Consider the following 22,904-nt stretch of genomic DNA (forward strand, 5'->3'; position numbering starts at 1 on the left):
CGCAGATTCGGGCCTATATTGCGGCGACCTGGATTCATCGCTCATTCATCCGCAAGATGTTGATTTCCCGGCGAAGGAGCCCCCATCCGTGAAGAATCCCGCCATCCCTGCCATATCCTGTCGGAGCGTGGCTGCACCGTGATGGCCGGGGCAGGCTTACTGGGCTTGGCGGCCATTGCTGCGGCCCCGCTTGTCGCGCAGGAGGCCCCTGCGCCGCCGATTATAGTTGAAGGCGAAAGGCCGCAGGATGAAAAGGCGCTTACCGATCTTGCCCGCGATCTTGCCGGTCGACCCCGCGCCGATCGCCCGCTCGCGCGGTTCGAGCAGCCACTATGCCTGATGGTCGCCTCTGGCGACATAGCGCTGGGGAAGGAAATAGCCGAACGGATCATCGACAATGCCCGCCGCGCCGGAGTGCGGGTGCGCGGGCGCGGGTGCAAGACCAACGCGCTGCTCACCCTTTCGGATGATGCCCATGCGCAGCTGGTAGATATCCGCAAGAGCGGCAAGCGCATTTTTGCCGGCCTCAGCCAGCGCAAAATCGACGCGGTTCTGGGTGCGCGCGATCCGGTCTATGTGTTTCAGGCGAGCGAGACCACGGCAGCGAGCGGACAGGCGATACCCAAGGTCATGCCCGATGATCAGCCGACCAACAACGTCACCGCCATGGGCCGCCTCAGCCGGCTGACGCGCGAGGATATGTTGGCAGCGCTGGTGGTGGTAGACAATGCCGCCGTTACCGGGCTCACCCCTGTGCAGATCGCAGACTATGCCAGCCTGCGGCTGCTCGCTCCGACGGGCGAGGTCGATGTGGCTGAGGCCGAAGCGAATGCGCCGCGCACCATCATGACCCTGTTCGCCGCGCCTGCCAGCGCGCCGCAGACCATGACCCGCTTTGACCGCGCCTATCTGAAGGCGCTCTATCGCATGCCGGCCGGCTCGTTGGCCAGGGAAGTCCTGCGCGTGGCTGTGGTGGACAGCGCGCGCGGGGATGCGTCACAGGAAGATTAGGCCGGAACGCCCCTAAGAGAATTGGGCCCCGCCTCGGCCAGCGTCACGCTGACCATGTCGCCGATCGCGGCGGGCGCATCGATCCAGACCGATTGCAGCCACGGCGATTTGCCCAGCCATTGTCCCGGATTGCGGCCCTTGCGGTCGATCAGGATCGTGCAGGCCTTGCCCTCGCTGGCGCGGTTGAAGGCGTGCTGGTGCTCGGCCAGGCGCGTTTGCAGACGGTGGAGCCGCTCGGCCATCGCTTCGGGCGCGATCTGCCCTTCGAGCGTGGCGGCGGGGGTGCCGGGGCGCGGCGAATATTTGAAGCTGAAGCACTGGGCGTAGCGCACTTCGTCGACGATGCTCAGCGTCTCGGCAAACTCGGCCTCGCTCTCGCCCGGGAAACCGACGATGAAGTCGCCCGATATGGCGATATCGGGCCGGACGGCGCGGAATTTCTCGATGATTTTCAGATAGCTTTCCGCCGTGTGCTGGCGGTTCATCGCTTTCAGCACGCGGTCGCTGCCAGCCTGCACGGGCAGGTGGAGATAGGGCATCAGCTTGTCGACCTCGCCGTGGGCGGCGATCAGGTCGTCAGCCATGTCGTTGGGATGGCTGGTGGTGTAGCGGATGCGCTCCAGACCATCGATCGCAGCGAGCCGCCGGATCAACCCGCCCAGCCCCGCAGCACGGCCCTTCTCGTCCTCGCCCGCCCAGGCGTTGACGTTCTGGCCGAGCAACGTGATCTCCTTCGCGCCCTGCTCCACCAGCTTCCCCGCTTCGGCCACCAGATGGCTGAAAGGCCGCGAGATTTCCGCGCCGCGGGTATAGGGAACGACGCAATAGGTGCAGAACTTGTCGCAGCCTTCCTGCACCGTCAGGAACGCGCTGGGGGAGCGTTTGCGGCGCTCGGGCAGCGCGTCGAACTTGGCGATCGCGGGCATGTCGGTGTCGGTCGCACGCTCGCCCTTTGCCGCCTTGTCGAGCATTTCGGGCAGGCGGTGATAGGCCTGCGGGCCGACCACGATGCTTACCGCAGGCGCGCGGGCCATGATTTCCTCGCCTTCCGCCTGCGCGACGCAGCCCGCCACCGCGATCAGCGGCGAGCGCCCTTTTTCGCGGCCCGCCGCGGCCAGCCGGCCGATGTCGGAATAGGTCTTTTCCGCCGCCTTTTCACGGATATGGCAGGTGTTGAGCACCACCAGATCGGCGTCCTCGCCCTCGCCTGCCGGAACGATCCCGCGTGCGGCGAGGACTTCGGACATACGCTCGCCGTCATAGACGTTCATCTGGCAGCCGTAGCTTTTGACCCGGTAGGTCTTGGGTGCGGTTATGATGGGGGGTTGCGGTCTCATGACACAGCCGCCCTTAGCCCCGATCCTGCGCGCCTTCAACGGCTGCGGAAACGCGGTGTTTCACGTGAAACATGCGCGCAGCACGGGTGCAAGACCGGGCTGAAGCGGGTCTGGAGGGGGTCAGGCGCGGGTCGAGACCGTTCTAGACCGCGGCAAGGCGGGGTCAGCTTTCACCCCGCCGCGCTCGGCCCGCACGCCTGCTCTAACGCGACCGGCCGCGCTGGCTCTGCTCCTCGCGGCGCAGGCTGTTGTGGACGCAGGGCCCCGTCGGCCGGAAACCGGGGCCGGGGTGGTTCTGGTCTTCCTGCCCGCATTCGACAAAAGGCTTGGTGATGCCGTTCGCCTTGACCACTTCGTGCGCGTCGGTGCTGTCATAGGCGGCGATCCACGTGATGCAGTCGGCCAGCGGGCGCACCGCGTGCTTTGCCAGACCGCCTTTGCGCGGTTCGCAATTGATCGTGTAGACATTGGCCGCAGGCGGCTCGACCGAGCGGGCGAAGCGGCGCAGCACTTCGCCGCGTTCGTTGAAGACCACGCGCTTCAACGCATTGGCGCGCACTTCGCTGCGATAGAAAGGTGAGGTGTTGAACATGTAGGCCTGCACCTCGGGGTGCGCGACCGAGACTTCGGTGGCGAGCGCGCCGCCAAGCGAATGGCCCGTCACCACCCACGGCACATCGGTGCCCAGCCGCGATTTTTCCGCCTCGTAATAGCGCAGCGCCAGCTCGATCTGATCATCGCGCAGCGTCCCGTAGAAGATATCGGCAAGGCTCTTCATGTCGGTGCCACGGAACGCGATGATCCGCGCCACGGGCTTGCGGTCGGCATTGGCGCCGCTGCCGCGTTCGTACTGGTTGAAGATCTGGTAATCGAAGCCCTTGTCCGCATCGCCTTCGGCAATCGGGATGCGCGGCACACGCTGCAGCACCCGGCCCGGCTTTTCGAACAGGTCTTCATCGCCGGTATAGGCGTTGGTCGCCGCCAGCGCATAGGGGAAGGCATCGACCGCCGCCTCGCGCACGAAGGCGCACCAGCCGCCCGGCTCCATCTGGCAGGGCGATCGCCCTTGCGAAATATCGGGGAAGGTGGCGCAAGCCGACAGCAGCAAAGCGGCAAAACCCGCGGCAATGTTCTTCATGCGCACCTCCCCCTGTATCCGTTAAGTCTTAGGCGACCGTCGCCTTGACGATCTTGCCCGGATTGCGCGGCGGTTCGCCCTTCGGGATCGCGTGGACGTGTTCCATCCCGCTCGTCACCTGGCCCCAGACGGTGTACTGCTTGTCGAGGAAGCGCGCATCATCGAGGCAGATGAAGAACTGCGAATTCGCGCTGTTCGGGTTCTGCGCGCGGGCCATCGAGCACACGCCTTCGACGTGGGGTTCGGCGTTGAATTCGGCCGCAAGATCGGGCTTGTCGCTGCCGCCCATGCCGGTGCCGGTCGGATCGCCACCCTGCGCCATGAAGCCGCCGATCACGCGGTGGAAGATCACCCCGTCATAGAAACCTTCCTGCGCCAGTTCGGTGATGCGCGCGACGTGGCCTGGGGCAAGATCGGGGCGCAGCTTGATGACGACATCGTTCTGGGCGCCGTCGCCATTGTCGAGCGTGAAAGTGAGGGTTTCGGCCATTGGTATCTCCTGCGTGAATTTGCCCGCGCTTTTAGCAGCCAATGCGCGGCTGTCACCCTCCCCCCGCTTGCTTTTGTCCCTCCCACCCGTAAACGCCTCGTATGGCCGACGACCATCTCCTCGACGACGATCTGCTGATCGCTGATTCCGGCCCGGAAGCGGTCGATGCCGAGGTGCGTCCTGACGACCGGGTCGACGACGAACGCCACGACGAGGAAAACCGCCTGAAGCCCCGTTTCGTCAGCGCGGTGCACGATGCGCTGGAAGCGGGCGACAAGGGCGCGGTCTACGATCTGGTCGAACCGCTCCACGCCGCCGACATCGCCGACCTGATCGAACTGCTCGCGCCCGGCGAACGCGCGCAGCTCGCTGCCGCGATCAGCGACCTGATGACCGGCGACGTGATCGCCGAGCTGAACGATTACGTCCGCGAAGACCTGATGGAAGCGCTGCCCGCGCAGGCCGTCGCCACCATCGCGCAGCAGCTCGACACCGACGATGCGGTGCAGCTGATCGAGGACCTTGACGCCGCCGATCAGGCTGCGGTCATGGCCGAGCTGGAGCCCGAAACCCGCGAGGCGGTGTCCTCCGCGCTCGCCTATCCCGAGGAAACCGCCGGCCGGTTGATGAGCCGGCATTTTGTGGCGGTGCCCGAACATCTCACCGTCGGCGATCTCATCGATTACCTGCGGGAGGACGGCGATCTCAGCCACGATTTCTTCGAGGTTTTCGTGATCGACGAGCGCCACCATCCGGTCGGCACCTGCGCGCTTTCATGGGTGCTCACCACCCCGCGCAATGTCCGGCTGACCGATGTGATGAAGCGCGACCAGACGCTGATCCCGGTGACGATGGATCAGGAAGAAGCCGCGCTGATGTTCCAGAAATACGCGCTGATCTCGGCTGCGGTGGTGGACGAAAGCGGGCGGCTGGTCGGGCAGATGACGGTCGACGATATCGTCCACATCATCTCCGAGGAAGCGGGCGAGGACGCGCTGCTGTTGTCGGGCGCAGGCGAAGGCGACATCAACGAACCGATCCGCGAAGCCTATGCCGCGCGCGTGCGCTGGCTGATCGCCAATCTGGGCACGGCGGTTCTGGCATCCACGATCATCGCTTTCTTCGGCGCGGCGATCGAACAGCTGGTCGCGCTCGCGGTGCTGATGCCGATCGTCGCCAGCATCGGCGGCAATGCGGGCACGCAGACGATGGCGGTGGCGGTGCGCGCGATGGCGACCAACCAGCTCACCCGGTCGAACACGCGCCGCATCCTGTGGCGCGAGTTTCGCGTCGCGCTTTTGAACGGCGGGACGATCGCGGTGCTGATCGGGCTGGCGGCAGGCTTCCTGTTCTCCCCGATGATGGGGGTGGTGATCGCGCTCGCGATGATCATCAACATCGCGGTTGCGGGACTTGCCGGCGTGCTGGTGCCGGTGATTTTCGAGCGGCTGGATCAGGACCCGGCGGTCGCATCCTCGGTGTTCGTGACGATGATCACCGATTCGATGGGGTTTTTCGCTTTTCTCGGCCTCGCCGTCGCGCTGGGGCTCGCTTCGCTCTGACGGCTGCCGGTGGGCGGGCGATACGCATTATTGTGGACGCAGCGCGCGCCATCGCTTGATCGCGCGGTGTGCCGGCCCACATTGGCGCGATGCCGCTGCACCTGACCAAGATCGCCTTCGGAGCGAAAAGCTACGACCAGCTCGCCAGCCGGATCAGCGGGCGGCAACCGATCGCGCTGACCACGCGCAACCGCCCCACCCGGTTCGAGGAATGCGCGGGCGGGTCGCTCTACTGGATCATCAACCACGCGATCGTTGCGCGCTCGCCGATCATCGGGTTCGAGAAGACCAGGGACGGGCGCTGGGACATCATGCTCGAGCCCAAGCTGATCCGCGTCCACCAGATCGCCAAGCGCGCGCATCAGGGCTGGCGCTATCTGACCGAGGACAAGGCCCCCAAGGACGTCGCCGAGGGCGAGGACATCGGCGATGCGCTGCCCGGCAAGCTGGCAATGAAGCTGGAGCGGCTGGGGCTGGTGTAAGCGCATCGCGGGGCGTAAAGCCCATGCAAATCAGGGGGAAATTGTTCATGAGACGCATGCCGCTTTCGTCATTGTGGTTGGGGCCGCTGGCCTTGCTGGCAGGCGGCTGCATGACAGCGCCGCAGACGGATGCAGTGCCCGATGCCCGCAGCACCGCGCTGGCCGGAGCGGCCACTTCCACCACCACCCTGACGGCCCCCGATGGCCGCGTGATCGACGTGACCATCATCGCGCCTGCCGCCCCGCGCGGCGTGATCCTCTTGTCGCACGGCGGCAACAGCAATCCGCTCGCCACGCGCGTGCTGAATGCCCGGCTGACCGCGCGCGGCTTTGCCATCATCGCGCCGACCCACACCGACTCGCTCGCCCTTCCCGCCGAGCGCCGCACCGATCTGCGTGCTGCGCTGGCGACCCGGATCGCCGACATGAAGGCGGCTGCTGGGCTTGCCGCAGCGCGCTATCCGGCGCTCCCGGTGGCGCAGGTCGGTTACAGCTACGGGTCGCTCACTTCGCTGATCGGGGCAGGCGCGTTTGCCGGCATGATCCCCGGCGCCATTCCCGGCGTGAAGGCGGTGGTGATGTTTTCCTCCCCCGGTCCGATTCCGCCTTTGACCAGCGCGCCCGGCGCCTTTGCTCAGGTCACGGTGCCGACCCTGCTGGTCACGGGCGATGCGGACAAGGTGCCCGGTTTTGCCGACGACCCGGCATCGCACCTGATCTATTTCGACCAGCTTCCCGCAGGCGATCGCACCGCGCTGGTCGTGGCGGGCGCAACGCACGAATTTGCGGGCGGCACGCAGCCGGGTTGGGATGCCGTGGCCGCGCTCATGGACGATTTCCTGATGGGCCGCGTGCTCGGCGATGCGAAGGCCGTTGCGCGCTTCGATGCCGCAGCCAGCAGCGATATGGTGACGATCAGGCGCCGCTAGCCGTTGCCGCTCAGCCCCGCGTCTTTTCCGCCACGCGGCGCAATGCGTTGACGTAAACCTCGGGCCCCTGCGCGCCGGGGATCAGGAACTTGCCTTCGACGATCATCGCCGGAACGCCCGAGATGTTCATGTCCCACGCCTGATGTTCTTCGGCGACGACGCGCTCTTCGAGATCGGGATCGTCCAGCGCGGCCTTCGCCGCCGCGCGGTGGAGGCCGGCCGCTGCCGCGATATCGAGCAGCACTGCGCGGTCGCCGAGATTGCGGCGCTCGTTGAAATGGGCGCGGAACAGCGCGAGCTTCAATGCGGTCTGCGTCTCCGGCCCCGCCTGTTCGAGCGCGAAGGCCAGCAGCTTGTGCGCGTCCCGCGTGTTCCACATCATCGCGGGCGGCGCTTCGCCCTCGCCCTCATAAGCCAGCGACACGCCCGCCTGCTCGGCGATCGCCTTCATCTGCCCGCGGATTTTCGCGCCCTCTTCGGCAGGGCGGCGGTATTTGCGCTGGAGGTGGGCCTCCTGCTCCTCACCTTCGGGCGGCATGTCGGGGTTCAGCTCGAACGGTCGCCAGCGGATCACGCCTGCGATCTCGCCGTCGAGTTCCTCAAGCGCCTTGGTCAGCTGGCCGTAGCCGATCAGGCACCACGGGCACATGACATCCGAATAAATGTCGATCGTGAGTTTCTGCGGAGCGTTCATCGGTCGAGCCACCAGCAAACGAGATGATGCGCAATCGCGAAGGGGCGCGGGAAGTAGAGCAGGTCGGTCCCCGCCTCGCCCGCCGCGCGCGCGGCCTGCAATTCCTCGCGGGTGAACCAGCGTGCGTCTTCGAGCTCGGTGGTGTCGATGGTCAGCGTCGGATCGTCGGCGACCGAAGTGCAGCCGATCATCAACTGGCTCGGGAACGGCCATGGCTGGCTGGCGATGTAGCGCACATCGCGCACGCGCACGCCCGCCTCCTCGTGGATTTCGCGCGCCACGGCTTCCTCGATCGTCTCGCCCGGCTCGACAAATCCGGCGAGCGCAGAATACATCTTCGGCGGGAAGCGCGGCTGGCGGCCCAGCAGAAGGCGGTCTTCATGCTCGACCAGCATGATCGTGACCGGATCGGTGCGCGGGAAATGGTCCGCGCCGCAATTGTCGCAGTGCCGCTGCCAGCCGCCCTTGACCAGCTTGGTCGCAGACCCGCAGCGCGCGCAGAAGCGGTGCCGCGCGTGCCAATCGGCAAGGCTGCGCGCCCCACCATAGATCGCCAGATCGGGGGGCGAGAGCTGCGTCATAAGCTGCCATGCGCGCGGCATCGCATAGGCCGGGCCATCCGCGCCCTCGCCCGGAACGGGGACAAAATGCGCCTTGCCATCGAGCATCCCCAAGAACACCAGTTCGGCGTCCTGCGGCACATCGGCAAGGCTGCCCCACACCAGCCCGCCCATATCGTCGACGCCCGGCAGCAGCCCGTCCATCAACAGCACCCGCGCGCGCCAGTTCATCAGGCCCGCCAGCGCGTCATTGTCGACGCGGATATGATCCGCCCGGTCGAGCGGGGAGCCCGAAAAGGCCATCATCGCCCCGGCAGCATCGGCAGCTCCGTGCATCAGGCGGCCTTCTTTGCGTGGTGCAGCGCGCCGATATCCTTCTGCATCGCGGCCATGAATTCATCGCGGATCGGGTAAGCTTCGGACGGCATGTATTGCGTCCACAGGGCCGAGCGCAGCCCGAGATCGAAATCGACCGCGCCAAGCGTGCCGGCTGCCCCGCCCCAGCCGAACTGCCCGCCCTTGGACCGACCGCCCGCGCCGTGGCCTTCGCCCGCGATCCAGCTGCCCGCCGTATCGACGCTCGCAGGCAGCAGGTTCGAGGCGCCCACGCGCACCGCTTCCTCGCTCATCACGAATGTGCCGTCGATCGTGCCATACCCCAGCAGCATCCGCAGGAAACGGTCGTAATCCTTCGGGCTCGACACCAGCCCGCCGCCGCCCGCAGGCACTTCGGGCGCGTCGAGGAAGATCGAATTGACCCCCGGATCGATCGGGAAAGGAATCCCGCCGACGATCCCGTAATTGTCGGTCAGGCGGTGCGCTTCGCTGGAAGGCACCTGCATCCATGTGCTGGTCATCCCGCACGGATCGAAGATGCGCGCTTTGAGGAAGGCTTCGAATTCCATCCCGCTGACCACTTCGATCACCCGGCCGAGGAGGTCGATCGAGGCCGAATAGCTCCACTTGGTCGCGGGCTGATACATCAGCGGCAATTCGGCAAGCCGGTCGGCCCACACCGCAAGACCGGGCGCGGGCGTGACGGGCTCGATCCCGGGGATCGGAATCCGGCTCACCCGGCCGCCGACCAGCCCGGCCTCGTTATAGGCCTTTTGCAGCGGCCCCTTGCTGATGATCTGGTAGCCGAGGCCCGAGGTGTGCGTCAGCAGCATCCGGATTGTGATCGGCTTGTCGGCGGGCACGGTGTTGTCGAGCGCGCCTTCGGGATCGACCAGCACCTGCATGTCGCGGAACGCGGGCAGGATTTCGTGCAGCGGCTGATCGAGGCCGAGCTTGCCTTCGCTGATCAGGATCATCGTCGCCATCCCGGTGATCGGCTTCGACATCGAATAGATCCGGTAGAGCGAATCGCCATCGACCTGTTCGGGCCGTGACAGCGACAGCGTGCCGCCGCCGACGGTGTGCGCGTGGGGCTGCTGGCCCCAGCCGAAGGTCACCATCAGATTGGCCAGCTTGCGGCTGGACACGTACTTGTCGGCGAGCGCGGCGACATTGGTCCAGCTTTCGGAAACGTCATGGGCAAAGGCCATTCGCCCGAACGGCAGCCCCGAAAGCGCCGCACCGCCGGCAAACAGCGCGCTGAACCGCATCAGCGACCGGCGCGAAAGGTGTGAAGCGGCAAGGGTTTCGGCAGGCATGAGGCGCATTCTCCGCAAAGGCTGGTCTTGGCGACTGTCTGCGGCAGGCAGGAAGCCCCGTCAATCGCTGGCAGATGTTGCAATTATCAGGTGCCTTACCCATATAAGACACATGCTCAATATCCTTGCCTATCTCACCGGCCTCATCAGCCTGATCATCGTCATCCCGTCGCAGATCCCCTTGCTGGGCTGGGGCAACTGGTTCGCGCTGCCGCTGATCGTGGTGGGCGTGGTGCTGGGCGCGCTGTCGTCGTCAAACGGCGGGCGCAATTTCTGTCTGGTCGTGCTGCTGATTGCGGCGGTGCGGCTGACGCTGGGCGGCGGCGTGATTTAAGCTTTCGCGAGCGCGAGCGCGGCGGCCTTGGCAAACAGGGTCGCCAGCCCCGCTTCGGCGATCTTTTCGACCGGCCACCACTGCCCCTCGCCGCGCGGGCGCGACAGCGTGTCGAGGCGGCGCACTTCGAGCGTCAGATGCGCATGGGTGAAGCCGTGACGGACCGCGCCAAGCCTTTGCCAATCGCCCGCCAGCGGCGGCTTGCCGCTGCCGTCGGCTTGCGCGCTCCAGCCATCATCGGGCAGCGCACGCATCCCGCCGAGCATGCCTTGCGCGGGGCGCGTTACCAGCCACACCTCCTTGCCGCGCGCGCGGGTGATCCAGAACGCAGTCCCGGTTCGCTGCGGCACGACCTTCTTGGGCGGCTTGACCGGCAGCTGATCGGGCGCGCCCTGAAGGCGTCCGGCGCAATCGGCCGCCAGCGGGCAGATCAGGCAGCGCGGGGCACGGCTGGTGCAGACGTGGCTGCCCAGATCCATCAGGGCCTGCGCAAAGTCGCCGCTGCGCGCCGCGGGCGTGATGCTGTCCGCCGCCGCGCGGATCGCACGCCGCGCGCCGGGCAGCGGTTCGTCGATCGCGAACAGGCGGGCCACCACCCGCTCGACATTGGCATCGACCACCACCGCGCGGCGCCCGAACGCGATCGCGGCGACCGCAGCGGCGGTATAGTCGCCCAGCCCCGGCAGTTTGCGCAGTTCCGCTTCGGTTGCAGGAAAGCCGCCCCGAGCCGCCACCGCGCGCGCGCATTTCACCAAGTTGCGGGCGCGCGAGTAATAGCCCAGCCCCGCCCATGCCGCCATGACGTCATCGTCCGATGCTGCGGCAAGCGCGGCGACATCGGGCCAGGTTTCGACGAATTTGGCGAAATAGGGCTTCACCGCCGCGACCGTGGTCTGCTGCAGCATCACTTCGGACAGCCACACGCGGTAAGGCCATGCGGGATCACCGGGCAGCGCGCGGCCCGGCGGATTGCGCCATGGCAGATCGCGGGCATTGCGGTCATACCACGCAAGCAGATTGTCGGAGATGCTGGCAGTCACGCAGCGCCTATGGCATGGCGGGCCAATCCATGAAAAGCGGTAAGTCCAACACCCCCCGACCCTATACCCGCCCGCGCGGCCAAGGCGCGAAGGCGATCGGCGATCTGATGCCCGAAATCGGACGCACCGCGTTCCGGCGCTTCGGTTTCGTCCAGTCGCAGGTGGTCACCCGCTGGCCCGAGATCGTCGGCCCGCGCCACGCGCGCGTGTGCAGCCCCGAAGCGATCCGTTTCCCCCCCGGCGAAAAGGCCGAAGGCATCCTGCAACTGGTGGTGGTGCCCGCGCACGCCCCGCTGATCGAGCAGGTCGCGCCCGAGATCATCGAACGCGTCAACCGCTTCTTCGGCTACCGCGCGGTCGCCCGCGTCAAGCTGCGGCAGGGGGCCGTCACCCCGCCCGACACCGACCGCCCGGCCAAGCCCCCGCCATCGCTAAAGCCGATCCCGCTGGAACTGGGCGACAGCTTGCGCGATATCGGCGATCCGGAACTGCGCACCGTGCTCGAATCGCTCGCGCGCAGCCTGTCCGACAACGAACCTGCACCATCACAGGACCACGACCCGTCATGATCAAGCCGCTTCTACTTGCCGCCACCGCGCTGATCCTCGCCGCCGCGCCCGCAACTGCGCAAACCCGCCCCGCGCCGGCACCGCAGGGCCTGTCGCAGCCGGGCAGCAGCTTTGCCGAGCAGGACAATCCCGGCAACTGGGGCGCAGCGACCGTGCGCACCGAACGCGGCCACACGATCGGCAATCCCGAGGCCGAGACAAAGCTGATCGAATTCATCAGCTACACCTGCCCGCACTGCGCCGATTTTGCCGCGCGCGGCGAAGCGCCGCTGGAAATCGTGCTGCTGCAACCGGGCAAGATGACGCTCGAAGTGCGCTCCTTCATCCGCAACGGGGTCGACGTGGCGGCAACGCTGCTTGCCCAGTGCGGCGATCCGTCGGGCTTCAAGGAACGGCACAAGGCGCTGATGCTCAATCAGGCGACCTGGCTTGCCAAGGCGCGCGGCGCGCCGGTCAGCCAACAGCAACTCTGGCAGCGCGGCGACAAGGCTGGCCGGATCAACGCCGCCAACGCGCTCGGGCTGACCGCGCTGCTTGCTGCGCGCGGGCAATCGGTTGCCGAACTCGACGCTTGCCTTGCCGATGATGCTGCCGCCGCACGGCTGCGCGCCAACACCGATGCCGACGCCGCCGATTTCGGCGTCACCGGCACGCCGAGCTTCGCGCTCGACGACAAGCTGCTCGATGGCGTCCACGGGTGGGAGGCGCTCTACCCCGTGCTGTCCGCCCGCTTTGCCGCCGGGCCTACCGCGCCCGTGCAAGGCTCGCGCTGAGAACGCCAATCGCGGCGAAAAACAGCGCCGTGCATGCTTGCCCAATCTCATCTGCGGGCCGATACCCGGCCTGTCACCACTCCCGAGGATTGCTTTCGATGAAACTGACCCGCCTGTTTTCGCTTCCGCTGCTCGCCGCCGCCCCGCTGATGCTGGCCGCTTGCGGCGATGATGTCGCTGCCGATGGCGCGCAGCCCGCCGGCGAGGCGCTGCCCGCGGTCGCCGCGCCTGCGGGCACCAAATGGGCCGACACCGTCACCGTCACGCCCGAAGGCGGTTACATGATCGGCAACCCCGATGCGCCGCTGAAGCTGGTCGAATATGCCTCGCACACCTGCTCGCACTGCGCCGAATTCTCGCAGACCGGCAAGCAGCCGCTGAAGGACAAGTATGTCGCCAGCGGCGTGGTCAGCTTCGAACAGCGTCAGACCTTCCTCAACCCCTATGACGTGGTGATCGCCGGGCTTGCCACCTGCGGCGCGAAGGAACAGATGCAGCCGCTCTCGGACCAGGTGTGGCAAAACCTGCCCGCGGTCTTCCAGGGGCTTCAGGGCAATCCGCAGGCGGTCGAGGCGGCAGGCGCGCTGCCCATCGGCCAGCGCTTTGCCGCGATTGCCGAGGCGACCGGCTTGATCGAATTCTTCGCCGCGCGCGGCATCTCCGCCGATCAGGCGCGCACCTGCCTTGCCGATGCGCCGCGGATCGAGGCGCTGGTCAAGCAGGTCGAAGCCAACAACACCAAGGACAAGGTCACCGGCACCCCGACCTTCTTCCTCAACGGCAACCGCGTCGAAGGCACGACCTGGGCCTTGATCGAACCCCAGTTGCAGCGCGCCGGCGCACGCTGATCGATCCTAAAGCGGGCGCGGGAGCAGCCTGATGCAGATCCACCGGCTCAAGCTCAGCGGCTTCAAAAGCTTCGTTGAGCCGGCGGAACTGCGGATCGCGCCGGGGCTGACCGGCGTGGTCGGCCCCAACGGCTGCGGCAAATCCAACCTCCTCGAAGCGATCCGCTGGGTGATGGGGGAAACCTCGGCCAAGTCGATGCGGTCTGGCGGGATGGAGGACGTGATCTTCGCGGGCACCTCCACCCGTCCCCAGCGCGATTTTGCCGAAGTCGTGCTCCACGCCGAAGACGATCAGGGCGACGAGCTGATCGTCACCCGCCGGATCGAACGCGGCGCGGGCAGCGCCTACCGCGTCAACGGCCGCGATGTGCGCGCCAAGGATGTGGCGCTGACCTTTGCCGATGCCGCCACCGGCGCGCACAGCCCTGCGCTGGTCAGCCAGGGAAAGATCGCACAGGTGATCGCCGCCCGCCCCGCCGAACGGCGCGCGATGCTGGAGGAAGCCGCGGGGATCGCAGGGCTGCACGTCCGCCGCAAGGATGCCGAAGGCAAGCTGCGCGGGGCCGAGGCCAATCTTGCCCGGCTCGACGATCTGATGGCGGGCCTCGACACGCAGATCGCTTCGCTGAAACGGCAGGCCAAGCAGGCCGAACGCTACACCGAGCTCACCACCCGCATTCAGGCCGCCGAAGCGCGGCTCTTGTTCGCGCGCTGGCGCGAAGCGGCCGAGGCTGCCAAGGCCGCGCGCGCCGCTGCGCAGGATGCCGAAACCAAGGTCGCGCAGGCGCAAGCCCTCGTCGACATCGCGCAAAAGCAGCAGGCCAGCGCCGCGCAGGATCTGGCGAGCGCGCGCGATACGCTGGCCGATTGCCGCGATAATGCCAGCGCGCACGCCTATCGGATCGCCGCGCTCACCGAAAAGCTCGACGCTGCCAACAGCCGCCTTGCCGATCTTACCCGCCAGCAGCGCCGGCTGGAGGATGACCGCACGGATGCCGACCGGCTGACCAATGCCGCGGTCGAGGCACTGGCGCGGCTGACCGGTGAACTCGCCGCCAGCCGGACTGCGCTTGCCGCCGCGGAAACCGAGCGGCCACGGCTGGCCGAGCGCGCCGAAGACAAGGACCGCGCGCACCGCGCCGCGGAACTCGCGCTCGCCCGGGCGACCGCCGATCAGGCCGGGGTCGAAGCCGAATGGCGCGTTGCCGAAGCCGCGGTCGATCAGGCGCGCGCGCGGCTTGTCCGGATCGAGAGCGAGGCTGCGCGGATCGCGCGCGCCCGCGCCGAGCTTGCAGCAAGCGGCGATCCCGATGCCGAAGTTGCCGCCGCCCGCGCCGCGGCCGATGATGCGGCGCAGGCAATCGCGGGGATGCGCGACGCGCTTGTGCAGGCGCAGGCGCGCAAGAGCGCGCTTCAGGCGCGGCGCGACGATGCGGCAAGCAACCTTGCCGCCGCGCGCGCCGAACTCGCCGGGGTCGAACGCGAACACACCGCGCTTGGCCGCGACCGCGATGCCCGCGCCAAGCGCGAGGCGGGGCGCGCAGGCCAGGCGACCGCGATCGGCGAAGTGCGCGTGGCCGCAGGCTATGAACGCGCGCTCGCCGCGGTGCTGGGGCGCGATGCCAAGGCGCCGCTGGGCGCGCCTGCCGGAACCCCCGATGGCCGGTTCTGGACGGGAAGCGCGCCCGCGCCAACGCCGGTTGCCGACAGTCTGCTTTCGCGCCTGTCGCAATGCCCCGCTGAACTCGCCGCGCGGCTTGCGCTGGTGCATTGCATCGAGGCCGACGATGGCCGCGTGCTGGCGCCGGGCGAATGGCTGGTCACACTCGCCGGGCACCTGCGCCGGTGGGACGGTTTCGTCGCGCGCGGCGAAGGCGCGGCCGAAGCGGCGCAGCTCGAAGCGGCGAACCGGTTTGCCGAACTTGAAGCCGCGCTGCCCCCTTTGCGCGCCGCAGCCGATGCCGCCGCCGCCGAGGATAGCGCGGTGCGCGAGGAACTGGCCGCGTTGCAAACCGATCTGGTCGCGCGCGAACGCAGCCTTGCCGCCAGCATCGAGGCCGAACGCCACGCGCTGCGCCGGCTCGATCAGGCCGAAGCGCAACGCGAACGCCGCGCCGCGCGGCTCGCCGAACTCGCCGCCAGCCAATCCGATGTGGGCACCCAGATCGCCGCCGCGCAAGAAGAAGTCGCGATTGCCGAGGCTGCCCGCGCGCGTCTGCCCGCGCGCGATGCGGGGCGTCAGGCATTGGAAGCCGCTCAGGCGCGCAACGCCGCGGCGCGCGCCGACGTGCAAGCCGCGCTCGCCGCGCTCGCCGCGCAGGATCAATCGCTGGCCGCCTTGCGCGAACGGCTGGCGGGGCAGCAGGCCGATCACGCCGGCTGGCAGGCGCGCTCCTCCGATGCCGAGCGGCGCATGGCGGAAACCACCCGGCGGCTCGCCGAAATCGCCGAGGAGCTGGCCGTCCACGCCGCCCGCCCCGCCGCTCTTTCGCAAGAGATTGCCGCTGGCGAGGAAACCCGCGCGCACCTCGCAGCCGAGCTTGCCGCCGCCGAGGCCGCGATGCGCACGGCCGAAACCCGCAGCCGCGAGGCCGATGCCGCCTTGTCGCAGGCGACCGAAGTGCTCGCCCAAACGCGCGAGGCCCGTGCCAGCCTCGCCGCGCGCGCCGAGAACGAAGAATTGCGCCGGGCGGAAATGGGCCGCATCTCGGGCGAGCGTTTCCAGTGCCCGCCGCCGCTGCTGCCGGACCGCTTCGGCTTTTCCGAGACCGAGCTTGCCCCCGCCGCCGACGAGTCCGCGGAGCTTGAAAAGCTCACCGCCGCGCGCGAGCGGATCGGGCCGGTCAATCTGGTTGCCGCAGACGAACTCGCGCGGATCGAGGGCGAGCATGGCACCAGCGCGCAGGAACAGGCCGAACTGGTCGAAGCGATCGCGCGGCTGCGCGGATCGATCGGCAACCTCAACCGCGAAGGCCGCGAGCGGCTGCGCGCCGCCTTCGAAGCGGTCGACGGGCATTTCCGCGTGCTGTTCACGCGCCTGTTCGAGGGGGGCCAAGCGCATCTGGCATTGGTCGATTCGGACGATCCGCTCGAGGCCGGGCTGGAGATTTACGCCCAGCCGCCGGGCAAGCGGCTGCAATCGCTTTCTCTGCTGTCGGGCGGCGAACAGGCGCTGACCGCGACCGCGCTGATCTTCGCGCTGTTCCTGACCAACCCTGCCCCGATCTGCGTGCTCGACGAAGTCGATGCACCGCTGGACGACGCGAATGTCGAACGCTTCTGCGACCTGCTCGAACAGATGGTCGAGACCACCAGCACCCGCTATCTGATCGTCACCCACAATGCGGTGACGATGAGCCGGATGCACCGATTGTTCGGGGTGACGATGGCGGAAAAAGGCGTCTCGCGCCTCGTCAGCGTCGATCTGGGCGAAGCCGCGCTGCTCGCCGCCGAATAGCCGCGATCAGGCGTCGAGCGCAGCGGCCAGCTTGGCGCGAACCGATTTGAGACCGGCGATGATTTCGGAAAGCTCGGGCGTTTCTGTCACCATCAGCCGCACGCCGGGCGCGGGCGCTTCGTCGGCGTCGACGCGCCGTTCGCCCGCGCGGCGATCATCCTTGCGGCGGTCGAGCGGCGACTTGGCCGCGGCGCGCAGCACCGCTTCGGCCCCCTTGAGCGTATAGCCCTCGCGGTTGACCAGCCGGTCGATCGTCTTGACCAGTTCGACATCCGCAGGGCGATAGTAGCGCCGCCCGCCGCTGCGCTTCAGCGGTCGGAGCAGCGGGAACTGTGCTTCCCAGTAACGCAGCACGTGAGGCCGGATCCCCAGCGCCTCGCTGACTTCGCCGATCGTGCGCAGCGCGCCGTCGTCCTTGCGGTCATCGAAACCGGTCATGAGGCCTCACCTTGCTTTGTCATCCCTTGGCAATGCGTTCCTTGAGCAGCTGGCTCGCGCGGAAGGTCATCACCCGGCGCGGGGTGATCGGCACTTCGATCCCGGTCTTGGGATTGCGGCCGATCCGCTCGTTCTTGTCGCGCAGAACGAAGCTGCCAAAGCCCGAAATCTTGACGTTTTCACCCTTGGCCAGAGCATCGCTCATCTTGCCGAGGATCGCTTCGACCATATCGAGCGATTCTGCACGGCTGAAACCCATCTTGCGGTTGATGGTTTCCGCCAGATCGGCGCGGGTCAAAGTTCCAACCGAACGCATCATGCGAATTCTCCTTCGCGGCGCGACCCGAAAGAAGTTCGGCTTCTTACGATTTTTTTGCGCGATTGCAAAGCGATGCTGCCCATTTTGTGCAACTTGGGTGACGGTGCCGGCAAGAGGGGTAAGCCTTTCGCGCCGCGTCTCACATGCGGATCAGGCTGGCACCCCAGGTAAAGCCGCCGCCCATCGCCTCAAGCATCACCAGATCGCCCGTCTTGATCCGCCCGTCCTTGCGCGCGACATCGAGCGCCAGCGGCACCGATGCAGCCGAGGTGTTGGCGTGGCGATCGACCGTGACGATCACCTTTTCGGGCGCAATGCCGAGCTTGCGCGCGGTCGCATCGAGGATGCGCGCATTGGCCTGATGCGGCACGACCCAATCGAGATCGGCGGCATTATGGCCCGTATCTTCAAGCACTTCCTTCAAGACGTTCGACAGGTTCACCACCGCGTGGCGAAACACTTCCTGCCCGCGCATCCGCAAGTGGCCCACCGTCTGCGTGGTCGAAGGGCCGCCATCGACATAAAGCAGATCGTGCTGCGTGCCATCAGCATGGAGCCGCGTGCCGAGGATGCCTGCGGCAGCATCGCCGTCGCCCGCTTCGAGCACGACAGCGCCCGCCCCGTCGCCGAACAGCACGCAGGTAGTGCGGTCTTCCCAGTCGAGGATGCGACTGAAAGTTTCCGCGCCGATCACCAGCGCGCGCCGCGCCATGCCGGTGCGCAGCAGCGAATCGGCGGTGGCCAGCGCATAGAGAAAGCCCGAACACACCGCCGCGACATCAAAGGCGACCCCGCCATTGCAGCCGAGCGCGGCCTGCACCTTGGTGGCGGTGGCGGGGAAGGTGTTGTCGGGCGTTGCGGTGGCCAGCACGATCAATCCGATGCTGGCGGCATCGATCCCCGCATCATCGAGCGCGGCACGCGCCGCGGCAATCGCCAGCGTCGCGGTGGTCTCGTCAGCCTGCGCGATGTGCCGCTGGCGGATGCCCGTGCGCGCGACGATCCATTCGTCCGAGGTGTCGACCCGCTCTGCAAGTTCGGCGTTGGTGACCACCTGGCGGGGCAAGGCCGCGCCGGTGCCGATGATGCGTGAGCCGGTGGCTACGGCCGTCGTCACGCAGGCGCCTCGTCACCCTTGGGTGCAATGCTGCGACCTTTCTTGCCCAGCGTTTCCTCGCCCAGCAGCGCCAGATCTTCGGCAATCCGCTGCGTCAGCTTGTTCTCGAGCAACCGCGCGGTCACCGCGACCGCATGGGCGACGCCCTTGGCATTCGCGCTCCCGTGGCTTTTCACCACCACACCGTTGAGGCCGAGGAAGACCGCACCGTTGTGGTTGTTGGGATCGAGATGGTGCTTGAGCAGTTCGGTCGCCGGGCGCGAAACCAGAAAGCCGATCTTGGAGCGCAGCGACGAAGTGAAGGCCTGCCGCAGCAGATCGGTGACGAAGCGGGCCGAGCCTTCGATCGCCTTCAACGCGATATTGCCCGAAAAGCCATCGGTGACGACCACATGGGTTTCGCCGCGGTTGATCTTGTCGCTTTCGACAAAGCCATCGAACTGCAGCGCGACATTGCCGCCAGCCGACGCGGCGGTCAGCATCGCGGCGGCATCGCGCAATTCTTCGGTGCCCTTGATTTCTTCGGTGCCGATGTTGAGCAGGCGCACCACCGGCTTGTCGAAGCCGTTGACGATCCGCGAATAGGCCGCGCCCATCACCGCATACTGGACGAGGTTGCGCGCGTCCGCCTCGGTGTTGGCACCAAGGTCGAGCATCACCACGTCATGCGCCTTCAGCGTCGGCATGATCGCGGCCAATGCCGGACGGTCGATCCCGGGCATGGTGCGCAGCGCAAGCTTGCTCATCGCCATCAGCGCGCCGGTGTTGCCTGCGCTGACGGCCGCACCGGCATCGCCGGTCTTCACCGCGTTGACGGCAAGCCCCATCGACGTGGTCTTGGCACGGCGGATCGCCTTGCTGGGCAGCTCTTCGCCGCCCACCACATCGTCGCAATGCAGGATTTCGGAGGCTGCGCGCAGGTTGGGATGATTGTCCAGCGCCGCTTCGATGCGGGCAGAATCGCCCACCAGCAGGAACTTGAAACTGTCGTGGTCGCGCCGCGCCAGCGCCGCGCCCTCGATCATCACGCGCACGCCTTCATCGCCGCCCATCGCATCGACCGCGATCCGGGGCAGACTCATGAAGTGCGACTCCGGTCTAGGATACAGGCCATCGGCTATCAGCCGACGGCAACAACCTGACGCCCGTTGTAGTGGCCGCAGTGGCCGCAGATGTTGTGCGGGCGCTTCAGTTCGCCGCAGTTCGAGCATTCATGGAAGGCTTCAACCTTCAGCGCGTCGTGCGAACGACGCATGCCACGACGGGACGGCGATACTTTTCTCTTGGGGACAGCCATGGCGGCACCATTTCCTCAAATAATATTGCGTTTGCGCCACCACCCCGTGAGACAGGTGCGCCAGTGATTCTCGAAGGCCGCCCTTACGGCAAGGATTGGCACCGCACAAGCACAAGGCCCTGCGGACATTCCTTACCACCAGCGGCGGGAAGCGGCGCGCTATAGCGATAAATTCACGCGTTGCAACCCGCCTCGCCCCCGCCTAGCGCACGGATCGCATTTGACGAGGGGATTTCCTGTGATGACCGTGCTTCCTGTAACGCTTGCCGCGGCAGCGGCCGCCGCCGTGCTCAACATCTGGCTGGGCATCCGCATCGGCGCATTGCGCACCGCGCTCCAGATCAGCGTGGGCGATGGCGGGAGCGAGGCGTTGCAGCGCCGGATGCGCGCGCAGCTCAATTATGTCGAGAACACCGGTTTCGTGCTGGTGCTGATCGCGGCGATCGAACTGGCCGGGCGTGGCAGCTGGTGGCTTTCATTTGTCGCGATGGCCTACTTCCTTGGCCGCGTGGCGCACGGCTTCGGGATGGACGGCGGCAAGGCCAAGCTCGGCCGGATGATCGGCACGTTGCTGACGATGCTGATCCAGCTCGGGCTTGCAGCGGCGGCCATCCTGATCGTGATGGGGGTGATGTAAAGAACGCAGCCATCCTCGGGCGACGGCCCGCCACCGGACGATCTCGCGGAGGCGGGGCCGCGATCAGGACAAGGCGTAATCGCTTACAAAGGCGTTGGTCTTGCGCTCGCGGCCGAAGGTGCTGGTGGGGCCGTGGCCGGGGATGAACATCACGTCATCGCCAAGCGGCCAGAGCCGCTGCGTGATCGCGTCGATCAGGTCCTGATGGTTGCCGCGCGGGAAATCCGTGCGGCCGATCGAGCCCTGGAACAATACGTCGCCCACGATCGCAAACCGGCTCGCCTCGTGGAAGAACACCACGTGGCCGGGCGTGTGGCCGGGGCAGTGGATCACGTCGAGCGTCAGGTCGCCCACGCTCACCGTGTCGCCGTGCTTGAGCCAGCGGGTTGGCGTGAAGCTTTTGGCGGTCATGCCGTAACGCGCACCGTCGCTGTCGAGCTGCTCGATCCAGAACAGGTCGTCCTCGTGGGGGCCTTGGATGGGCAGGCCCAGCTCCTCGGCCAGCATCCCGGCCTGCCCGCAATGATCGAGATGCCCGTGAGTGATGAGCAGCTTTTCGAGCGTGACGCCCGCCTTGGCGACGGCTGCCTTGAGCTTGTCCAGATCCCCGCCCGGATCGACCAGCGCGCCTTTCATGGTCCTGGTACACCAGATCAGCGAGCAGTTCTGCTGGAGCGGTGTCACCGGAATGATCGCGGCGCGCATGGGGAGCTGGGGTGCTGGGGTATCTGTCATGGCTGCGAGATTTAGACCCGCCCCCCCTTCCACACAACCCGCCCGATGATCGCGACTTCATCTGCCGCGACCTCGACCGGCGGGTAGGCGAGGTTCTGCGAGAGCAGCGCGATCCGGCCCGGCCCGGCGCTGGCGACGCGCTTCACCATCAGCGTATCGCCAAGGCGCACAACGTGAATGCCGTCGCGAAAGGCGCGCGGGGATCGGTCGACAAGAATTTCGTCGCCATCGTTGAGCAAGGGTTCCATCGAATCGCCTTCGACCCGGATCGCGGACAGATCGGCGCGCGCGAGCCCCTGTTCTTCGAGCCAGCGGCGGGAAAAGCGGAAGGTGTCGAATGCGCCCTCGCCGCCCGGTACTCGCCCCGCCCCCGCTGCCGCGCCAAGATCGAGCCGCGGCACTTCGACCCAGCCCAGCCCTTCTGGCCGCGAAACCGGCGGCACGTCATAGGAATTATCCTTAACGTCGCGTAACGTATCTTCACCCACGCCAAGGAAGCGCGCGAGCGTGGCGCGGTCCTGTTCCTCCAGTTTCCGGGGGCTCCCCTTGCGGATGAATTGCTGAAGATAGGAGGGGTTGCGCCCGAGCAATTCGGACAATGCGGCGAGCGATACCCCGCGTGCCTGCGCCAGTTCGAGCAACCGCGCACGCGGCCCTGTCAGCGAGGCGCCGGCAGATTGTTGGGTTTCCTTCATGCCCGCTTCCTACACGAAGGATTTTTCCTAGACAAGCGAGAAAAAACATGGAACATTTCAGGAACATCGGGCGAGTCGCACGATGCCGCCAATCCAGATCAGCACTTTCAGGGACGCAAAACCATGCTGCTACGGTCGATCGAAACTTTCCTTGATGTCTTCGCCATGCCGCCCACCAAGTTCGGCCGTCTTGCCGCGCATGATCCACGCTTCGTGCTCGATCTGCGAATGGGGCGCACACCCCGGCGCGAAACCGAACTGCGCACCCGCGCCTGGATGCAGGGCTATTGCGATGCGACACGCGCGGACATGCGCTGCGCCGCTCCTTCGGAGATGGCATGATGCTGACCCAAAGCCTGCGCGACCCCTATCGCCACCTCACCGCCCCGTTCGACCAGATCGAGGTGAAATCCGTTCCGTTGCTGGGCGTCAGCCGGTTCCAGCGCCCGCGCCGCACGCTCGCCGACCGGGTGCGCGCCGCGCTGATGGCGATCACCGCCGGTCACGGCACGCTGTTGTCTCACGAAGAAAAGGCTTGGGCCTCGATCACTTTTTCGGGCACCCGGCACGAGGTGGTGCTCGAATTCTGCGGTCCCGATGCGGTGGCGGCGGGCGAAGAGTTGATCGAGCGCCTGCCCGATCACGAATTCACCCTGCCGGCCCAGCTGGTCGCCGATGCGACGATCGCCAAGGTGGACCACCGCTTCGGCGCGATGGAGCGGCTGGAGGTCACCGCGGTGCTACTGCTGCTCGAGGAAGGCTGATCGCCGCCAAGTGATGCATAGGC

The 22,904-nt window shown here is 66.9% G+C and carries 26 protein-coding genes; 12 read left to right on the plus strand and 14 right to left on the minus strand.

Features of this window, described 5'->3' with window-relative positions; translation table 11 throughout:
- Window positions 1-165: 165 nt before the first annotated feature.
- Window positions 166-1,011 (plus strand): hypothetical protein, encoded by an 846-nt coding sequence (locus A9D12_RS00270; protein WP_156522747.1) that lies wholly within the window; start codon window positions 166-168, stop codon window positions 1,009-1,011.
- Here the strand turns inward: A9D12_RS00270 and miaB are convergent.
- The 3 genes from miaB to A9D12_RS00285 form a co-directional block, all read right to left on the minus strand.
- Complete coding sequence (miaB, locus tag A9D12_RS00275; protein WP_068348493.1) at window positions 1,008-2,348, minus strand: tRNA (N6-isopentenyl adenosine(37)-C2)-methylthiotransferase MiaB; 1,341 nt, start codon at window positions 2,346-2,348, stop codon at window positions 1,008-1,010. The genes A9D12_RS00270 and miaB overlap by 4 nt on opposite strands.
- A gap of 202 nt (window positions 2,349-2,550) precedes the next feature.
- Window positions 2,551-3,486 (minus strand): alpha/beta hydrolase family protein, encoded by a 936-nt coding sequence (locus A9D12_RS00280; RefSeq protein WP_068348496.1) that lies wholly within the window; start codon window positions 3,484-3,486, stop codon window positions 2,551-2,553.
- A gap of 28 nt (window positions 3,487-3,514) precedes the next feature.
- Window positions 3,515-3,976 (minus strand): peptidylprolyl isomerase, encoded by a 462-nt coding sequence (locus tag A9D12_RS00285; RefSeq protein ID WP_068348499.1) that lies wholly within the window; start codon window positions 3,974-3,976, stop codon window positions 3,515-3,517.
- A 101-nt stretch (window positions 3,977-4,077) separates the two neighbouring features.
- Between A9D12_RS00285 and mgtE the strand changes: the two genes are divergently transcribed.
- From mgtE to A9D12_RS00300, 3 genes are all read left to right on the plus strand, one after another.
- Window positions 4,078-5,538 (plus strand): magnesium transporter, encoded by a 1,461-nt coding sequence (gene mgtE / locus A9D12_RS00290; protein WP_068348502.1) that lies wholly within the window; start codon window positions 4,078-4,080, stop codon window positions 5,536-5,538.
- 89 nt (window positions 5,539-5,627) lie between these two features.
- The gene (locus A9D12_RS00295) at window positions 5,628-6,020 is read left to right on the plus strand and encodes a DUF1489 family protein (protein WP_068348505.1); all 393 of its coding nucleotides are present in this window, start codon (window positions 5,628-5,630) and stop codon (window positions 6,018-6,020) included.
- Between the two features lie 47 nt (window positions 6,021-6,067).
- Complete coding sequence (locus A9D12_RS00300; protein WP_156522748.1) at window positions 6,068-6,949, plus strand: alpha/beta hydrolase; 882 nt, start codon at window positions 6,068-6,070, stop codon at window positions 6,947-6,949.
- A gap of 10 nt (window positions 6,950-6,959) precedes the next feature.
- Here the strand turns inward: A9D12_RS00300 and A9D12_RS00305 are convergent, their stop codons facing one another.
- Genes A9D12_RS00305 through A9D12_RS00315 form a run of 3 tightly spaced genes read right to left on the minus strand, consistent with a single transcriptional unit; the run spans window position 6,960 to window position 9,858 of the window.
- The gene (locus A9D12_RS00305; protein WP_068348508.1) at window positions 6,960-7,643 is read right to left on the minus strand and encodes a DsbA family oxidoreductase; all 684 of its coding nucleotides are present in this window, start codon (window positions 7,641-7,643) and stop codon (window positions 6,960-6,962) included.
- Window positions 7,640-8,539 carry an NAD(+) diphosphatase gene (nudC, locus tag A9D12_RS00310; protein WP_082925300.1) on the minus strand — a complete coding sequence of 300 codons (900 nt, stop codon included), beginning with the start codon at window positions 8,537-8,539 and terminating at the stop codon, window positions 7,640-7,642. Before nudC ends, A9D12_RS00305 begins: the two co-directional genes overlap by 4 nt.
- The gene (locus tag A9D12_RS00315) at window positions 8,539-9,858 is read right to left on the minus strand and encodes a serine hydrolase domain-containing protein (RefSeq protein ID WP_068353256.1); all 1,320 of its coding nucleotides are present in this window, start codon (window positions 9,856-9,858) and stop codon (window positions 8,539-8,541) included. Before A9D12_RS00315 ends, nudC begins: the two co-directional genes overlap by 1 nt.
- A 112-nt stretch (window positions 9,859-9,970) precedes the next feature.
- Here A9D12_RS00315 and A9D12_RS00320 point away from each other — a divergent pair, with 112 nt between their 5' ends.
- Entirely contained in the window at window positions 9,971-10,192 is a 222-nt protein-coding gene (locus A9D12_RS00320) for a hypothetical protein (RefSeq protein WP_068348511.1), read from the plus strand.
- Here A9D12_RS00320 and A9D12_RS00325 read toward each other — a convergent pair.
- Complete coding sequence (locus A9D12_RS00325) at window positions 10,189-11,232, minus strand: A/G-specific adenine glycosylase (protein WP_068348514.1); 1,044 nt, start codon at window positions 11,230-11,232, stop codon at window positions 10,189-10,191. The genes A9D12_RS00320 and A9D12_RS00325 overlap by 4 nt on opposite strands.
- Before the next feature lie 29 nt (window positions 11,233-11,261).
- Here A9D12_RS00325 and A9D12_RS00330 point away from each other — a divergent pair, with 29 nt between their 5' ends.
- The 4 genes from A9D12_RS00330 (at window position 11,262) to A9D12_RS00345 (ending at window position 16,879) form a co-directional block, all read left to right on the plus strand.
- Entirely contained in the window at window positions 11,262-11,801 is a 540-nt protein-coding gene (locus A9D12_RS00330; RefSeq protein WP_231889657.1) for a DUF721 domain-containing protein, read from the plus strand.
- Window positions 11,798-12,574 (plus strand): thioredoxin domain-containing protein, encoded by a 777-nt coding sequence (locus A9D12_RS00335; RefSeq protein ID WP_068348520.1) that lies wholly within the window; start codon window positions 11,798-11,800, stop codon window positions 12,572-12,574. Before A9D12_RS00330 ends, A9D12_RS00335 begins: the two co-directional genes overlap by 4 nt.
- Window positions 12,575-12,672: 98 nt before the next feature.
- A complete protein-coding gene (locus A9D12_RS00340; protein WP_068348524.1) occupies window positions 12,673-13,422 on the plus strand; it encodes a thioredoxin domain-containing protein in 750 nt (249 codons plus the stop codon).
- Window positions 13,423-13,453: 31 nt separating this feature from the next.
- Entirely contained in the window at window positions 13,454-16,879 is a 3,426-nt protein-coding gene (locus A9D12_RS00345) for a chromosome segregation SMC family protein (protein ID WP_068348527.1), read from the plus strand.
- 6 nt (window positions 16,880-16,885) lie between these two features.
- On the opposite strand, the gene A9D12_RS00350 is transcribed toward A9D12_RS00345, so the two are convergent.
- The 5 genes from A9D12_RS00350 to rpmF all read right to left on the minus strand — a co-directional run bounded on the left by A9D12_RS00350 (window position 16,886) and on the right by rpmF (window position 20,050).
- Complete coding sequence (locus A9D12_RS00350) at window positions 16,886-17,317, minus strand: MerR family transcriptional regulator (RefSeq protein ID WP_068348531.1); 432 nt, start codon at window positions 17,315-17,317, stop codon at window positions 16,886-16,888.
- Window positions 17,318-17,336: 19 nt separating this feature from the next.
- On the minus strand, window positions 17,337-17,636 hold the full coding sequence (locus tag A9D12_RS00355) for an integration host factor subunit alpha (RefSeq protein ID WP_231889658.1): 300 nt from the start codon (window positions 17,634-17,636) through the stop codon (window positions 17,337-17,339).
- Between the two features lie 139 nt (window positions 17,637-17,775).
- Window positions 17,776-18,753 carry a beta-ketoacyl-ACP synthase III gene (locus A9D12_RS00360; RefSeq protein ID WP_068348534.1) on the minus strand — a complete coding sequence of 326 codons (978 nt, stop codon included), beginning with the start codon at window positions 18,751-18,753 and terminating at the stop codon, window positions 17,776-17,778.
- Entirely contained in the window at window positions 18,750-19,835 is a 1,086-nt protein-coding gene (gene plsX, locus A9D12_RS00365; protein ID WP_068348538.1) for a phosphate acyltransferase PlsX, read from the minus strand. The genes A9D12_RS00360 and plsX overlap by 4 nt, the downstream gene beginning before the upstream one ends.
- A gap of 38 nt (window positions 19,836-19,873) precedes the next feature.
- On the minus strand, window positions 19,874-20,050 hold the full coding sequence (gene rpmF / locus A9D12_RS00370; protein WP_026092120.1) for a 50S ribosomal protein L32: 177 nt from the start codon (window positions 20,048-20,050) through the stop codon (window positions 19,874-19,876).
- Window positions 20,051-20,291: 241 nt separating this feature from the next.
- On the opposite strand from rpmF, the gene A9D12_RS00375 reads away from it, so the two are divergent.
- The gene (locus tag A9D12_RS00375; RefSeq protein ID WP_068348542.1) at window positions 20,292-20,687 is read left to right on the plus strand and encodes an MAPEG family protein; all 396 of its coding nucleotides are present in this window, start codon (window positions 20,292-20,294) and stop codon (window positions 20,685-20,687) included.
- A gap of 63 nt (window positions 20,688-20,750) precedes the next feature.
- Here the strand turns inward: A9D12_RS00375 and A9D12_RS00380 are convergent, their stop codons facing one another.
- Window positions 20,751-21,422, minus strand: a complete 672-nt coding sequence (locus A9D12_RS00380) for an MBL fold metallo-hydrolase (RefSeq protein WP_269465681.1) — start codon at window positions 21,420-21,422, stop codon at window positions 20,751-20,753.
- Window positions 21,423-21,433: 11 nt separating this feature from the next.
- Entirely contained in the window at window positions 21,434-22,117 is a 684-nt protein-coding gene (locus A9D12_RS00385) for a S24 family peptidase (protein WP_068348550.1), read from the minus strand.
- Between A9D12_RS00385 and A9D12_RS15175 the strand changes: the two genes are divergently transcribed.
- Together A9D12_RS15175 and A9D12_RS00395 are read left to right on the plus strand one after the other, a co-directional pair.
- Window positions 22,103-22,459: a hypothetical protein gene (locus A9D12_RS15175; RefSeq protein ID WP_418251566.1), complete on the plus strand. Its 357-nt coding sequence runs from the start codon at window positions 22,103-22,105 to the stop codon at window positions 22,457-22,459. The two genes, A9D12_RS00385 and A9D12_RS15175, sit on opposite strands and share 15 nt — an antisense overlap.
- A complete protein-coding gene (locus tag A9D12_RS00395; protein WP_082925301.1) occupies window positions 22,456-22,881 on the plus strand; it encodes a hypothetical protein in 426 nt (141 codons plus the stop codon). Before A9D12_RS15175 ends, A9D12_RS00395 begins: the two co-directional genes overlap by 4 nt.
- Window positions 22,882-22,904 lie beyond the last annotated feature (23 nt).

It is taken from the genome of Erythrobacter neustonensis (assembly GCF_001663175.1).
In the GTDB taxonomy this organism is placed as follows: Bacteria; Pseudomonadota; Alphaproteobacteria; order Sphingomonadales; family Sphingomonadaceae; genus Erythrobacter; species Erythrobacter neustonensis.